The sequence below is a fragment of the Loktanella sp. F6476L genome (assembly GCF_023015725.1).
Classification (GTDB): Bacteria; Pseudomonadota; Alphaproteobacteria; order Rhodobacterales; family Rhodobacteraceae; genus Yoonia.
Genome location: NZ_JALKAR010000007.1, coordinates 99,776 through 115,009, shown reverse-complemented (window position 1 = coordinate 115,009; position 15,234 = coordinate 99,776). Strand labels below are relative to the sequence as shown.

At 53.9% G+C, this 15,234-nt stretch carries 15 protein-coding genes; 11 read left to right on the top strand and 4 right to left on the bottom strand.

Annotation, left to right across the window (positions count from 1 at the left end):
• Window positions 1-23: 23 nt before the first annotated feature.
• A complete protein-coding gene (locus MWU61_RS19880) occupies window positions 24-320 on the bottom strand; it encodes a PLD nuclease N-terminal domain-containing protein (protein WP_348645587.1) in 297 nt (98 codons plus the stop codon).
• A 44-nt stretch (window positions 321-364) separates the two neighbouring features.
• Between MWU61_RS19880 and MWU61_RS14545 the strand changes: the two genes are divergently transcribed.
• Window positions 365-655, top strand: coding sequence for a hypothetical protein (locus MWU61_RS14545; protein WP_247129109.1), 291 nt, complete (start codon window positions 365-367; stop codon window positions 653-655).
• Between the two features lie 59 nt (window positions 656-714).
• Here the strand turns inward: MWU61_RS14545 and MWU61_RS14540 are convergent, their stop codons facing one another.
• Window positions 715-1,134 (bottom strand): tellurite resistance TerB family protein, encoded by a 420-nt coding sequence (locus tag MWU61_RS14540; protein ID WP_247129108.1) that lies wholly within the window; start codon window positions 1,132-1,134, stop codon window positions 715-717.
• 112 nt (window positions 1,135-1,246) lie between these two features.
• On the opposite strand from MWU61_RS14540, the gene MWU61_RS14535 reads away from it, so the two are divergent.
• From MWU61_RS14535 to MWU61_RS14520, 4 genes are all read left to right on the top strand, one after another.
• A complete protein-coding gene (locus tag MWU61_RS14535) occupies window positions 1,247-2,812 on the top strand; it encodes a lysine--tRNA ligase (protein WP_247129107.1) in 1,566 nt (521 codons plus the stop codon).
• A 136-nt stretch (window positions 2,813-2,948) separates the two neighbouring features.
• Window positions 2,949-3,350, top strand: coding sequence for a DUF4864 domain-containing protein (locus MWU61_RS14530; protein WP_247129106.1), 402 nt, complete (start codon window positions 2,949-2,951; stop codon window positions 3,348-3,350).
• 127 nt (window positions 3,351-3,477) lie between these two features.
• On the top strand, window positions 3,478-5,766 hold the full coding sequence (locus MWU61_RS14525) for a glycoside hydrolase family 55 protein (protein WP_247129105.1): 2,289 nt from the start codon (window positions 3,478-3,480) through the stop codon (window positions 5,764-5,766).
• Window positions 5,767-5,889: 123 nt separating this feature from the next.
• Window positions 5,890-6,108 carry a DUF1127 domain-containing protein gene (locus MWU61_RS14520; RefSeq protein ID WP_247129104.1) on the top strand — a complete coding sequence of 73 codons (219 nt, stop codon included), beginning with the start codon at window positions 5,890-5,892 and terminating at the stop codon, window positions 6,106-6,108.
• On the opposite strand, the gene MWU61_RS14515 is transcribed toward MWU61_RS14520, so the two are convergent.
• Window positions 6,105-6,599 (bottom strand): YdcF family protein, encoded by a 495-nt coding sequence (locus tag MWU61_RS14515; RefSeq protein WP_247129103.1) that lies wholly within the window; start codon window positions 6,597-6,599, stop codon window positions 6,105-6,107. The two genes, MWU61_RS14520 and MWU61_RS14515, sit on opposite strands and share 4 nt — an antisense overlap.
• A gap of 155 nt (window positions 6,600-6,754) precedes the next feature.
• Between MWU61_RS14515 and acs the strand changes: the two genes are divergently transcribed.
• Complete coding sequence (gene acs, locus MWU61_RS14510; protein ID WP_247129102.1) at window positions 6,755-8,701, top strand: acetate--CoA ligase; 1,947 nt, start codon at window positions 6,755-6,757, stop codon at window positions 8,699-8,701.
• A gap of 75 nt (window positions 8,702-8,776) precedes the next feature.
• Here acs and MWU61_RS14505 read toward each other — a convergent pair whose 3' ends face one another.
• Window positions 8,777-9,343: a hemerythrin domain-containing protein gene (locus MWU61_RS14505; RefSeq protein ID WP_247129101.1), complete on the bottom strand. Its 567-nt coding sequence runs from the start codon at window positions 9,341-9,343 to the stop codon at window positions 8,777-8,779.
• Between the two features lie 284 nt (window positions 9,344-9,627).
• Here MWU61_RS14505 and MWU61_RS14500 point away from each other — a divergent pair, with 284 nt between their 5' ends.
• The 5 genes from MWU61_RS14500 to MWU61_RS14480 all read left to right on the top strand — a co-directional run bounded on the left by MWU61_RS14500 (window position 9,628) and on the right by MWU61_RS14480 (window position 15,185).
• A complete protein-coding gene (locus MWU61_RS14500) occupies window positions 9,628-11,262 on the top strand; it encodes a peptide ABC transporter substrate-binding protein (RefSeq protein WP_247129100.1) in 1,635 nt (544 codons plus the stop codon).
• A gap of 86 nt (window positions 11,263-11,348) precedes the next feature.
• Window positions 11,349-12,272, top strand: a complete 924-nt coding sequence (gene oppB, locus MWU61_RS14495; protein ID WP_247129099.1) for an oligopeptide ABC transporter permease OppB — start codon at window positions 11,349-11,351, stop codon at window positions 12,270-12,272.
• 12 nt (window positions 12,273-12,284) lie between these two features.
• The gene (locus MWU61_RS14490; RefSeq protein WP_247129098.1) at window positions 12,285-13,211 is read left to right on the top strand and encodes an ABC transporter permease subunit; all 927 of its coding nucleotides are present in this window, start codon (window positions 12,285-12,287) and stop codon (window positions 13,209-13,211) included.
• A 1-nt stretch (window position 13,212) separates the two neighbouring features.
• A complete protein-coding gene (locus MWU61_RS14485; protein WP_281502128.1) occupies window positions 13,213-14,181 on the top strand; it encodes an oligopeptide/dipeptide ABC transporter ATP-binding protein in 969 nt (322 codons plus the stop codon).
• Window positions 14,178-15,185 carry an oligopeptide/dipeptide ABC transporter ATP-binding protein gene (locus tag MWU61_RS14480; protein ID WP_247129096.1) on the top strand — a complete coding sequence of 336 codons (1,008 nt, stop codon included), beginning with the start codon at window positions 14,178-14,180 and terminating at the stop codon, window positions 15,183-15,185. The genes MWU61_RS14485 and MWU61_RS14480 overlap by 4 nt, the downstream gene beginning before the upstream one ends.
• The last annotated feature ends 49 nt before the right edge of the window (window positions 15,186-15,234 follow it).

Genomic DNA, 15,234 nt, shown 5'->3' with positions numbered 1-15,234 from the left:
GGTTTTGGGGGTGTCGTGATGTGTTACGCGGCTGTGGCACGCCCACGCGGTCCGAACCCAACCCACACCAGAAAACCAATGACGGGTAGGACGAGGATAACCACGGTCCACGCAACTTTTGCGGCCGTTCCTGCACTAGATGTCATGACTTGGTAGATTGCATAAAGGTCTGCAATCAAAACTAAAAATCCGAAAATGCCGTAACCCATTTGTCTTTCTCCAAACTGTGTTTGCGTTGGTGGACCAACTGGTCGCGACAAAAAACGTTCCGATAAAAAAATTGGGAACCAAAGATCAGGAATGCCGTTCTCATCTTCCATAAGCGCGTCAACTTTTGTGACTGCGCAGGAATGAGGAGAATTAAATGAAACCTGTACTTGCAATCGTTGGTGGTGTTGCTGCAATCGCTGTGATCGCTTTCGCGGTCTTTATGGTAGACGTAGATCAAACCCAAGAAGCGGCGCTACCCGACGTCGATATCGACGTTGAAGGCGGCCAGCTGCCAGAATTTGACGCAGAGGTTGGCAGCATCAGTGTCGGCGAAACTGATGTTAAGGTCGAAGTTCCAGACGTTGAAATTACAACGAACACAGAAACTGTGACCGTTCCCACGTTGAATATCGAAGCGCCAGAGGACGACACCGCGACGAACTAATGCGGTGTGTTGAATTGAGAGGGCCCAAGTTTGGGCTCTCTCTGTTTAATCGGGCTCATTTAGGCCGTCATGTGCCGCGCGCGCGATCCGCGTTCGATGGCGGCGGCGTGAAGCCGGTCCAATTCCAGCTCATCGCGAATTTCTTCGAGCATGCGTGCCTCGGCCCCGTCGATCAGGCCATCCGCTGCAGCCACATCGCAGGACAGTGCGTATGCGGTTTCAAACAAACGTTCCGGCAGGGCATCGCGGATCAGGCCGAATAGTGCCTCAAGCCCGTCTTCTTGTTCGAGCAGATCGAACACCATTTTCGATGTGCGCGGCGTACGTTCGGTGTCGTAGCCCGCGAAAACCGGCAAGTGATTGATTGAAGTCGTCATTTTCACCAGTTCTGACGTCCGAATATCTTCGTCAGATGCTGAGACCGCTATCATTAAGGCGACAAGTGCGTCTTGGGCCGTCAGTGGGGCGTCTTCGATCATAGGTTAATCCTTTTGCTTCACCCTTACGATTTATTGACGCCACCCGTCCCGCGCAATAGGGAGTGCGCCATTGCTGTCAATTCTGGCAGGGATTCTGAGATGAGAGACCGATATGACCAATTTGCGTGATGCTGCGATGACTTCCAAGGCTTGGCCCTTTGAAGAGGCCCGTAAGCTGCTCAAACGGTATGAAAAGAAGGATCCCGAGAAGGGCTATGTTCTTTTCGAAACCGGCTATGGCCCATCTGGTTTGCCGCATATCGGCACCTTCGGCGAAGTGTCGCGCACAACAACTGTGCGGCGCGCCTTCGAGGTGCTGTCGGATATCCCAACCAAACTGCTGTGTTTCTCAGACGATATGGACGGGATGCGTAAGGTGCCTGGCAATGTGCCGGACCCTGACGCGCTGGTGCCATACATGCAGATGCCGCTGACGAAAGTGCCTGATCCGTTTGGCACGCATGCCAGTTTTGGCGATCATATGAACGCGAAGCTGAATTCGTTCTTGGATACCTTCGGGTTTGAATATGAATTCGCGTCATCGACCGAATACTACGGGTCGGGCAAGATGGACGAGATTTTGCTGCGCTCTGCTGATCGCTACGACGATATTATGAAGATCATGCTCAAGTCATTGCGCGAAGAACGTCGCGAGACCTATTCGATTTTCCTGCCGATTTCCCCGACTTCTGGCCGGGTTTTGTACGTGCCGATGAAGGAAGTGACCAAAGACGGCATGATCACGTTTGAGGATGAGGACGGCACGGACGTGACGATCCCTGTGACGGGCGGAAACTGCAAATTGCAGTGGAAGCCTGATTTTGGCGCGCGCTGGGCTGCGTTGGACGTTGATTTTGAGATGTACGGCAAGGACCACGCGACAAACACGCCGATCTATGACGGCATCTGCCGCACATTGGGCGGTCGTGCGCCCGAGCATTTCACATACGAGCTGTTCTTGGATGCAGACGGTCACAAGATTTCCAAGACGTCCGGCAACGGCCTGACTATCGACGAATGGCTGACATATGCGGCGACCGAAAGCCTTTCGTACTTCATGTACCAAAAGCCGAAGACCGCAAAACGGATGCATTTTGATGTGATCCCGAAGGCTGTGGATGAATACCACCAGCAATTGCGCGCCTATCCGGATCAGGACGAGAAGGGGAAGATGAACAACCCTGTGTTCCACATCCACGGCCACAACGTGCCGTCGTCCGATATGGTTGTGCCTTTTGCGATGCTGCTGAATCTGGCTTCGGTGTCCGGTGCGGAAGACAAGGAAACGCTTTGGGGCTTTATCCAGCGCTATGCGCCAGACGCGTCGCCGGAAAATAATCCGCAACTGGATCAGGCCGCCGGTTTTGCGGTGCGTTACTACAATGACTTCGTCAAACCGACGAAAGTGTATCGCGCACCAACGGATCAGGAACGTGCGGCTTTGACGGACCTCGTCGCGCGTCTGAAGGCATGGGACGGCGGTCTGGATGCCGAGGAACTGCAGTCGATGGTGTTTGCGGTTGGTAAAGAACACGCTTTTGACCCGCTGCGCGGCTGGTTCACAGCGCTTTATGAAGTGCTGCTAGGCGCGTCTCAGGGTCCACGTTTTGGTGGGTTCATCGCGCTTTACGGCGTGGATGAAACAGTTGCTCTGATCGAAGACGCGCTGTCGAAATAAGCGGTATCGCGACAGCGTTTCAGGTTATGAAAGGCGTCACGTTTGTGGCGCCTTTTTTCGTTTGGCGCCACTAAAATGAAACCTAACAGTCACTTCATCCGTATCTGCTATGATGCAGCAGAGGGATGGAACGATCATGAAGCGAATTTTTATGGGCGTTGCGGCGCTGGTTTTGTGGGCGGGCACCGCGCTTGGGCAGGCCAATGAGGCGATTGAAGATGTGATTGGAAGCCAATTACAAGCCTTTAACGATCGCGATGTGACAGAAGCGTTTTCCTACGCCAGCCCGATGATCCAAGGCATTTTCCGCGAACCGCAGAATTTCGGAATGATGGTCGAACGCGGCTATCCGATGGTGTGGGACAATTCAGATGTGCGGTTTTTGGACTTACGCGAAGAGCAGGGCATGATCTTGCAACGTGTGATGATCAAAGACGCTGAGGGCGTTATTCATACACTGGAATACGCGATGATTGAAACGCCGAACGGCTGGCAGATCAATGGTGTCGCTTTGGTCGCACCCGACTTGGCCGCCTAAGCGTTGCGCATGGCGCCGTTACGGTGCTGTCAGGCGGCCTTTACCTGATCAGATTATCCCTATTCCCGACTGAAATGGCGGATGGTTGTTCCTTTGCGGATCACACCGCACTCATGAGGGATATTCCATGAACAAGGCGATTACTGACGGTGTGGTGTTGATGCCGCTTCCCTTTGTGGCGGGGCTGGGTGTTTGGTCATCTGAAGATGGTACTCCTGGGTCAGATACCTACGCCACGGATGGGTCAGGTGTTTTTGTATCCGCTGATCAAGACTTTGGCGGTTGTCTCGAGATGGTGAAAAACGCTGGCACCCAACGTTTGCGGTATATGGGCGAAACGCCCATCTTGCCGGGGTGTTATTTACGCGTGACGGCGCGTGTCAAAGCCGTCGCTGGTCCATTTCCGACGGTGCGTATTTCAGGCTATCCCGGCGCGTCTGGCGGTGGCAAAGTTGGCGGCCTGCCCGAGACGGGGCCTGCCACGACGCTGACCACCATTGGCGAAATCGTCGAGATATCCGCGATCATCGGGCTGGGCGAACGTACGGGCGTTGATATGGTCTGGCCGGGTGCAGCCTACGGTCATTTCGGGATCGATCTGACTGGGGATAACGGCGGGCTGATCCGGGTTGATGATCTGATCATCGAGGATATCACCAGTGCGTTTTTGCGCGATATCATGTCTGTCGTAGATGTGCGTGATTTCGGGGCAAAAGGCGATGGTTTGACGGATGATAGTGCCGCGTTTGAGGCCGCCGACGGTTTTGCGAATGGCCGCACGGTGCTTGTGTCGACTGGTCAATATTATTTGGGCGATAGCGTGACGATTCAGAGCCGCATCAAGTTCGAAGGGACAGTGCGGCAAGACCCTGCAGATCGGTTTATTCTGCAACACGACTTCAATTACCAACTGTATCTGGATGCGTTTGGCGGCGAGGAATTGGCGTTCAAAAAAGCGTTTCAGGCGCTTTTGAACTTTTCGGATCATGAATCACTTGATTTGGGCGGGCGGCGCATTGCGTTGCGCGAACCGGTCGACATGCAGGCGGCTGATCCAACGCGGACGGTTTTTGCCACGCGGCGTGTGATCCGAAATGGCCAGTTTCAGCCCGTGGCCGGGGCCAATTGGGATACGACGGTTGTCACGTCGCAAGGGACATATGCGACGAGCAATGCCAGACGTCTGTCGAATGTGACCAATGTTGCGAATATTCCTATCGGGTCTTTGATTGAAGGGGCCGGTGTCGGGCGCGAGGTTTATGTGACCTCAGTCAATGTTGGCGCAAAGACCTTGAACCTAAGCCAACCGCTGTTTGATGCCGCTGGCACGCAGAATTTCACCTTCAAGCGTTTCAAGTACATGTTGGATTTTTCGGGTTTCGCCGATCTGGATCAGATGATCTTGGATGATATTGATTTCCAATGTGACGGCATCGCAAGCGGAATTATGTTGGCACCGCAGGGGCTTATTTTTCAGGTACGCGACAGTTTCATGACCAAGCCCAAAGATCGCGGGATCACGTCGATTGGCACCGGTTGTCAGGGGATGATGATTGATCGGTGTAATTTCACGTCAAACGAACAACCTTTGTCGGTGTCTTCCCGCAAAACCATCGCGTTCAATGCCAATGCAAATGATGTGAAGATCAGGGACAATCGCGTCGCTTTGTTCAAACATTTTTGCGTCTTGGCGGGATCCGGCAACCTTGTGTCTGGCAACCATTGGTTCCACGGAGATCAAACGACAGACGGGGTGCGGTTGGGCGGGATGATTTTCACCCTGCCAAACAGCAAATCGATCATCACGGGCAATTACATCGATAACAACTTTATCGAACTGACGAACGAACATGAGGCAGAGCCTGAATTTGCGTCCCAGTTTTCCTTTGGCGGTTTGACGATCACTGGCAATATCTTCACGGCGAATGACGTCGCGCGTTGGTTCAATTTCATTGTGATCAAGCCATATGGCCCGAACCATTTCATTCACGGGTTATCTGTCGTTTCCAACGTGTTTCGCACGCTCAATGGTGCGATTGATCGTGTGGAATCTGTTGATACGTCATTTGATGATCTTGATTTTGGGCGTGCGCGCGGTGTCAGTTTTACTGACAACACGTTTCACGGCGTGGATGAACCTTGCTACAATCCTGCGCCGATGGATGCCACCCAAGCCACGCCGTCGACGACTTGGCAGTTTGATGCGGCGCCTCTGTTGCCCTTCGGTGGCCAAGCCCGCTTTGTTGATTCGATTGCGGCGGACGGTCCTTTGCAAAACGCGAGCAATGATGCGGTTTTTGAGATGCCCTATGTGACCGATAACCTTGGATCGAACAAAAGCGAGACTAGGTTCACCTTTGGGACGGCTGTCAAAGGGCGGATCAGGTATCAAGTGCGTATGGATAACCCACTTTGACAACGAAGCGCATGCTGCGATGCAGAAAGTGCATAACAGCCTTGCAGGAATGAGAGTTGTGGGTCCATGCAAATGGGCCCATTTTTGTGGTGGGAGGAAGGTAACGAATTAAGGATGCTTTCCATGTCTACTTATAACATGAACACAATGATGACGACCCGCGAGATGATCGGTTCGTTCTTGGCTTTGCCATTTCAAGCAGTCGTAAAGCTCTTCACGACGATCCAATCTTCGCGGATGGAACAGCTGGACGCGTTGAACGCGATGAGCGACGAAGATTTGGCTGCACGCGGTTTGACACGCGCACAGGCAGCTCAAGCGATTTTGCGCTGCGGCTTCTAAAGGTTTCGATCGCGAAACCGCCACCACAGCAGTCGCGCTGCGTAGGCCGGAATGGCCGGAAGTTCGCGGGCGACCATGCGGTAGTGGCTCGGCATATGTGCGCCGGTGATGTCCGGCGCGCTGACCTGCGGTTTCAGGCCAACCGCGCGGGCCACCAGTTTTGACCGCGGCCCATGGTAACCGTTCGTCACTATAGTGATGTTTCGGATTCCGAAGGGTTTTAGGATTTGCGCGGCATTGCGCAGGTTTTCATAGGTCGATGTGGACTGATAATCGCAGTGAATCACGTCGGTTGGGACTTTGGCGTTGATCAATAGGTCGCGCATCACGGTGGCTTCCGTCGGGGCGTTTTTCCCCAAGCCGCCGCAGGCCACAATGATCTGCGCGGGATTTTGTTGCCACAGCGAGGCTGCATGCAGCGTTCTGCGGCGCAACGTAGGTGACGGGCCGTCGGGCCAAACTGCGGCCCCCAATATTACGATAGCGGACAAGATAGCCTCGCAGGTTGTAAAATAATTGACAGCATCAGTTCGCGCTCCGCTGAAAATTTACACAAACTGACCATATACGACCTAGGCGAACTTGGCTTTTTGCGATTTCTGCTCATGATGCCCCCCAACTATCAAATTTGGGGGGAGGAACCAATATGTCAGATCGTTATCCACCATCCGCCGAAGCCGCTGCGCGTGCGCATGCGGATCAGGCCACTTACGAGGCGATGTATGAACAATCCATCTCCGATCCTGCGGCGTTCTGGGGGGAGCACGGCAAGCGGATCGATTGGATGAAGCCATATACGAAGGTCAAAAATGCGCGTTTTGATTTTGGTGATGTTGATATCAAATGGTTCGAAGACGGCACGCTGAACGTTGCTGCGAACTGTATTGATCGGCATCTTGCGGAACGCGGTGATCAGACTGCGATCATCTGGGAGCCTGATGATCCCAAAGATGGCGCATTGCATATCACCTACAAAGACCTGCACGGTCATGTCTGCAAATTCGCAAATGTTCTCAAAGAGATGGGCGTGGGCAAAGGCGACCGCGTGGTCATTTATATGCCGATGATCCCTGAAGCTGCTTATGCGATGCTGGCTTGCGCGCGCATTGGTGCGATCCACTCGATTGTGTTTGCCGGTTTCTCTGCCGATGCGCTGGGCGCACGGGTTAATGCCTGTGATGCAAAGGTTGTGATTACATCTGACGGTGCGCCGCGTGGCGGCCGTGTCACGAACCTTAAGGACAACGTGAACCAGGCGTTGTTGAATGATTTTGATCCGGTCAAATGCCTCGTTGTGAAACGCACTGGCCAGCAAATCGCATGGCGTGAAGAAGGCGACTACTGGTTGCACGAGATGCAGGAAAAGGTCAGCGCAGACTGCCCGCCTGAAGAAATGAACGCCGAAGATCCGCTGTTCATTCTCTACACGTCAGGGTCCACTGGGATGCCGAAAGGTGTTGTTCATTCGTCCGGCGGCTACATTGTGTATGCGTCGATGACCCATCAATACACGTTTGATTACCATGACGGTGACGTGTTCTGGTGTACGGCGGATGTGGGTTGGGTCACCGGCCACAGCTACATCGTGTATGGCCCGCTGGCGAACGGCGCGACTACGCTGATGTTCGAAGGTGTGCCAACCTATCCTGACGCAGGCCGTTTCTGGGCTGTATGCGAAGAGCACAAGGTCAACCAGTTCTACACTGCACCAACCGCGATCCGTGCCTTGATGGCGCAGGGTAACGAATGGGTTGAAAAGTACGACCTGTCTGATCTCAAAGTGCTGGGCACCGTCGGTGAACCGATCAACCCTGAGGCATGGAATTGGTACCATAACATCGTCGGCAAGGGGAGCGTTCCAATCGTCGATACGTGGTGGCAGACTGAAACGGGTGGTCATCTGTTGACGCCATTGCCGGGGGCGACAGCCACAAAACCCGGATCGGCCACATTGCCATTCTTTGGGGTGCAACCCGTCATTCTTGAACCGACCGGCGGCGAAGAAATCACCGACACTGCCGCCGAAGGTGTACTGTGCATCAAGGACAGTTGGCCGGGGCAGATGCGTTCCGTTTGGGGTGATCATGAACGGTTCATGAAAACCTATTTCGCGGATTACAAAGGCTATTACTTCACCGGTGACGGTTGTCGTCGGGACGAAGACGGCTACTACTGGATCACAGGCCGTGTTGATGATGTGATCAACGTATCTGGTCACCGCATGGGGACAGCCGAAGTCGAAAGCGCCTTGGTTGCCCACGCAAAAGTAGCTGAAGCCGCAGTTGTTGGTTTCCCGCACGATATCAAAGGGCAGGGCATCTACGCCTACGTCAGCTTGATGGGCGGCGAAGAACCATCCGAAGAGTTGCGCAAAGAGCTTGAGGTTTGGGTCCGGTCGGAAATCGGTCCAATCGCCAAGCCTGATCTGATCCAATGGGCGCCGGGTTTGCCGAAAACACGGTCCGGCAAAATCATGCGCCGTATCCTTCGTAAGATTGCCGAGGATGATTTTGGGGCGCTTGGCGATACATCGACGCTCGCTGATCCAAGCGTTGTTGATGATCTGATCGAGAACCGGATGAACAAGAGCTGATCTCAACCAGCTTGATTTACCAATGAATGACCCGCGGTGCAGGCTTTGCAGCGCGGGTCTTTCTTATTGGGTGTGTTAAATGTCCGGCGCGCCGTATTTCAGAACAACGGGCACAACCAGTTCTTCCTCATCTATCAAGTGACGATCCAAGAGTTTTTCGAGACTGATCAGTTGTTTGCGAAAGCGATCAGTCGCGGGGATCATCTTCAAGCTTTGGTCGCGTTGGTTCAGAACATCATTCGCGGCTTCCACAAAATCGTTGAGGTGCCCATCAATCGCGTGGTGGTCCTTGTCCAAAATGTCAAAACCGCCTGATACGCGACTATCCAAGCCGATCAGTTTGGGGAAATATTGCGTGTCTTCAATGGTGTGGTGCCCATGAAGCTGTTGCACAAACATGCCGCCATAGCGTGCTAAGTGGGCCGCATAAGCACGTGGGTCCATGGTGTCGTCGAGCATCTGTTCAGCTTCATCGGTCATCTGTTTTAGAATTCTGCGGAACATGAGGTGCCGATCCAGCCAAAACCGCATTAGTCCGTCAAAGCCAGGATCGTGTTCCCAGCTGGACCTTGGGTATGTTTCAAGAAGGACGCGCAGGGCGTCGGGTAGCTTGGTGCGAATTGAAAGGTCAGTTTGATCCATATGCTGCACTTAGGTCAATTTCGGACAATGTAAAACGTGGCCCCGATTCGCGCATAAGATGATCGGCTTCGGATCATAAAGTATCGTAAAAGCGTTGTTGGTTGAAATATTGATGCGTTTTTTTGCCTATTTTTGTAGCTGACCCAACGTCCTTCGCTGATCAAAAAATGTCGCTTGCACTTTTACACGGCGTCCCAAAAGATACCCCATCAACGCCGCATTTTTATCAGCGGCGACCAAAACGCACGACCAGCAAATGGTCGGACACCTAGGGAGACTTCCAAATGACACTGACAACGTTCCTTAAAGCCACCACAGCGGCATCGCTTGTGCTGGCAGCAAACACCGCATTCGCAGACGGCCACGCGACGCACCCTGAAACGGGCGAAGCACTGGCGACTGAACAGACATTCACATACCGCGTTGGCGACGAAAGCCCGTCTTATGACCCGGGCCTCACAGAAGACGTTGATGGTTCTGCCGTTGTCCGTGACCTGTTCGAAGGCCTGATGAACCAAGACGCCGAAGGTAACCTGATTCCGGGTGTCGCGACTGGTTATGAAGTGTCCAACGAAGGCAAAACATACACATTTACACTGCGCGACAACGCAAAGTGGTCGAACGGCGACACAGTGGTTGCAGGCGATTTTGTTTACGCATGGCAGCGCGCGGCGTCCCCAGAACTGGCGTCACCATACGCGTGGTACATGGAACTGATGTCCATCGAAAACGGTGCTGAAGTCATCGCAGGCGACAAGCCAGTTACCGATCTTGGTGTGTCTGCACCAGACGACACAACGCTTGTTGTGAACCTGTCCCAGCCGCTGCCATATTTCGCGCAAATGGTTGTTCACGCAACAACTTTCCCAGTGCACCAGGCGACAGTAGAAGAGTTCGGTTCTGACTGGACGTCCCCAGAAAACATCGTGTCCAACGGCGCATACAAGCTGTCCGAATTCGTTCCACAGGAAAAACTCGTGCGCGTGCGCAACGAAAACTACTGGGACAACGAAAACACTATCATCGACACCGTTACCAAGCTGGTTATCACCGATGAAAACATCGCGCTGACACGGTACCTTGCTGGTGAACTTGATCAGACAGACGTCCCAGCAGGCCAGTTCCCACGTTTGTCCGCAGAACGTCCTGACGAAGCCGTTTCTGTCCCGTCTGCGTGTTCTTACTACTACACGATCAACATGACAGACACGACGAACCCTGCGTTGAAAAACGTCAACGTACGTCAAGCGCTGTCCATGGCAATCGACCGCGACGTGATTGTTGAAGCTGTTCTGGCTGGCGGCCAGAAACCTGCCTACACGTTCACGCACTGGGCGACTGCTGGCTTTGAAACACCAGACACCCCAATCGCAGGCATGACGCAGGAAGAGCGTAACGCCAAAGCGGTTGAGCTGATGACAGCTGCTGGTTACGGCGCGGACAATCCGCTTGATCTGAACCTGATCTACAACACCAACGAAAGCCACAAATCTGTAGCGATTGCTGTGTCCCAGATGTGGAAGCAGACATTGGGTGTGGAAACAGAACTGGCAAACCAAGAATGGCAGACATTCTTGGAAACACGCGGCAACCAAGACTATGAGATTGCACGTGCAGGTTGGTGTGCGGACTACAACGAAGCGTCCACATTCCTTGACCTGATGCAGTCCGATTCAGGCTACAACGATGCGAAATACGCAAACCCACGCGTAGACGAATTGATGGCAGAGGCGAAGACGTCTGATAACCCACAGGCGGCTTACACCGAAGTAGAGCAGATCATCGCAGAAGACCTGCCGATCATCCCGATCTACCACTACGCTGAAGTGAACATGCAAAACGCCGCTGTTGGTGGCTGGCCGTTCACAAACTTCCAGCAGAACTGGTACTCAAAAGATCTGTATAAGATCGCTGAATAAGCAACTTTGATTGCTGGCACGCCTCCGGTTTCAGACCGGGGGCGTGTTCCCTATTTTACGCACTTTGCAATGCGGACACCCATGACATGTTAAGCTTTATCGCCCGACGCCTTGCCGTCGCCATACCGACGTTGTTGATCCTAGTGGTCCTGTCGTTTGTGCTGATGTACGCAGCCCCCGGCGGCCCTTTCAATTCCGAACGCCCTTTGCCGCCTGCTGTTTTGGCGAACATCGAAGCCAAATACGGACTTGATCAGCCGTTCTGGAAGCAGATCGTGAATTACGTGGTCGGTGTCGTGACCCAATTCGATTTCGGCCCGTCGTTCCAGTACAAAGACCGCAGTGTGAACGACATCATTTCACAAGGCTTTCCTGTGACGTTGACCTACGGTGCTTGGTCGTTCCTTGTGGCGGCTATTGTTGGTGTCTCGGTCGGCGCTGCTGCTGCGATCAAACAGAATTCGTGGCTGGATTATCTGGCCGTTGGGTTTACCATCGGTGCGCAGGTGCTGCCTAACTTCGTTATGGCCCCGATCCTTGTGTTGGTCTTCACCCTGTGGCTTGGCTGGTTGCCAGGTGGTGGCTGGAACGGAGGGCAGTGGGAAAACCTGATCATGCCCGTGATCGCGCTATCCACGTCGTACATGGCTTCCATTGCGCGGATCACGCGGTCGTCGATGTTGGAAGTTCTGAACACGAACTTTATTCGCACGGCACAGGCAAAGGGTCTGTCACCCGCACGCGTCATTTTCCGTCATGCGTTGAAGCCTGCGATCTTGCCAGTGTTGTCCTACCTCGGGCCAACGTTTGTGGGGATGATTACGGGGTCGGTTGTGATTGATATCTTTTTCTCGACAGGTGGCATTGGTCGCTTCTTTGTCGATTCCGCGTTTAACCGCGACTATTCCGTGATCATGGGGATCACCATTTTGGTGGGGTCTTTGACTATCCTGTTCAACCTTCTGGTCGATGTGCTTTACGCATGGATCGACCCGAAAATCCGGTACTAAGGGGGCAGGGCGATGTTACCACAAGCAAAAGATGTCGAAGCTGTTGGCGACTCCATGCAACTGGCCGAAATCCAAGGTCGGTCGCTTTGGGCCGATGCCCGCACGCGGTTCTTCCGTAATAAAGCGGCCGTGTTTGGCCTGGTCCTGTTGGTCTTCGTTATGGCCTTTGCCCTATTCGGCGGGCTGTTGACCGAATACGAGCGCGACGTTGTCGACTTTTCCCTGATGGGGGCCAACGCCTACAAAGGTGTGCCGTCGCTGGAGACCGGCCATTTCTTCGGCACAGATGCGTCGGGCCGTGATCTGTATGCGCGTGTTGTGCAGGGGACTGCGATTTCGATTATGGTTGGCATCGTAGGTGCGGCTGTGGCGGTGATTGTTGGTACTTTGTACGGCGCGACCGCTGGCTATTTTGGCGGTCGTGTTGACGGGATCATGATGCGGACGGTGGACGTACTGATGTCGATCCCGTTCATGTTTGTTCTGATCTTGATGTTGGTGATTTTCGGTCGATCAATGTTCATGTTGTTCCTCGGGATCGGCCTAATTTCATGGCTCGACATGGCGCGAATTGCACGGGGCCAAACGCTGACGATCAAGAACAAAGAATTCGTAGAGGTCGCACATGCAATCGGTGTGCATCCGGCGAAGATCATCTTGCGTCATATCGTGCCCAACCTTTTAGGGATCGTCGCGGTCTATGCCACGCTGTTGGTGCCGCAGCTGATCATTTTTGAGAGCTTCATCAGCTTCCTTGGCCTCGGCGTTCAAGAACCGAATACATCGCTCGGTGCGCTGCTGTCTGAAGGCGCGTCCAACATGTTTAACGGCACAATCTGGCAATTGCAGTTTCCACTGATCGCCTTTGTGCTGACCATCTTTGCGTTCTTCTTTGTAGGCGATGGCCTGCGTGACGCACTCGACCCTAAGGACCGCTGATATGGCACTTCTGGATATCGAAGACCTGAAGGTCACGTTCAAAACCGCAGATGGCGAAGTCAACGCTGTGAACGGTGTCAGCTTTGGGATCGACGCAGGTGAAACCCTTGCGATTGTGGGGGAAAGCGGATCGGGTAAATCACAGACCGCCTTTGCCACGATGGGTATTCTGGCGCAAAACGGGCGGGCGACTGGCCGCGCGATGTTTGACGGAAAAGACCTGCTCACGATGAAACGGCGGGAACTGAACAAGATCCGCAGTCAAGACATCGCAATGATTTTCCAAGACCCGATGACATCACTGAACCCGTATTTGCGGATTTCGGATCAGATGGCCGAAGTCCTGCAAATCCACAAAGGCATGTCAAAACGCGCGGCGGTCGCCGAGGCGGCCAAGATGCTTGATGCCGTGAAAATTCCCGATGCAAAGAACCGGATCACTATGTATCCGCACGAATTTTCCGGTGGCATGCGGCAACGTATCATGATCGCGATGTCGCTGCTCTGTCAGCCGAAACTGCTGATCGCGGATGAACCGACTACCGCACTTGATGTGACGGTGCAGGCGCAAATCATGCAATTGTTTGATGATATTCGCGATGATTTTGGCACGGCAATTATTCTGATTACGCATGACCTTGGCGTTGTTGCTGGTTTCTGCGACCGGACGCTTGTGATGTACGGCGGTCAGGTGATGGAAGAGGCAGAAACTGGCGTGTTGTTCAAATCTCCGACCCATCCTTACACCAAAGGTTTGTTGCAGGCCGTGCCACGGCTCGACCGCGCTGATGCGGCATTGCAAACAATTGCTGGTGAACCGCCCGACATGTCGCGCCTGCCTGTGGGCTGTCCTTTTTCGCCGCGCTGTTCGGTGGTTATGGACCATTGCCCATCGAGACGCCCGCCGTTGGAAGTCTTCGGTGATTGCCGCCGCGCCTGCCACCTTCCTGCTGAAGAGGTGATGTCATGACTGGCCCAATCTTATCGGTTAAAGACCTATCTGTAACATTTGACGTGCGCAGACCCGGATCGTGGCCTTGGACTCCGCCGCTGAAATTGCATGCGGTGTCAGAGATGTCGTTTGATCTGCAACCTGGCCAATGCCTTGGCGTTGTGGGCGAAAGCGGGTCAGGTAAGTCGACGCTTGCGCGCGCGATCGTCGGAACCGTGCCCAGCACTGGTGGCCAAATCAATTTCGAAGGCGCTGATCTGGCAAATATGGACACACGGCAACGCCGCGTTCACCGCCGCGACGTGCAGATGATTTTTCAAGACCCATTGGCCGCGTTGAATCCGCGCATGACCGTCGGTGAAATCATCGCAGAGCCGCTGATCACCCACGAACCGTCTACGCCGCGTGCAGAGGTCAAAGCCCGCGTGCGCGAATTGATGGAACGGGTCGGGCTACTGCCGAACCTGATCAATCGTTACCCGCACGAATTTTCTGGCGGGCAATGCCAGCGGATCGGGATTGCGCGTGCATTGATCCTGAAACCCAAGTTGGTGATTTGCGACGAACCTGTGTCCGCGTTGGATGTGTCCGTGCAGGCGCAGGTGGTCAACCTGTTGATGGAACTGCAAAAAGACCTGAACCTGTCGATGATTTTCATCGCGCACGATCTGTCTGTGGTGAAACATATCTCGGACGATATCATCGTGATGTATCTTGGACGGCAGATGGAAAAGGCGGATGCAGTTACGCTGACGACAGCGCCGGAACATCCGTATAGCCAAGCCTTGATTTCATCCGTGCCGATCCCTGATCCCGTGCTGGAAAAGGCGCGTGTGCGTCCGATCCTTGATGGTGAATTGCCATCGCCACTTGCACCGCCATCGGGCTGTGTGTTCCGCACGCGCTGCCCAAAGGTACAGGCGTCCTGCGCAGGTGATCGCCCTGTGATGCAGCAATTGGGACAGGGCCACGAAGTCGCGTGCCCGTTCCACGAACCGCTACAGGTGTTGTCGGCAGGCTGATGCCTCCATTCTTTTGGCCCTCAATATCCCCGCCGGAGGCACCTATTGC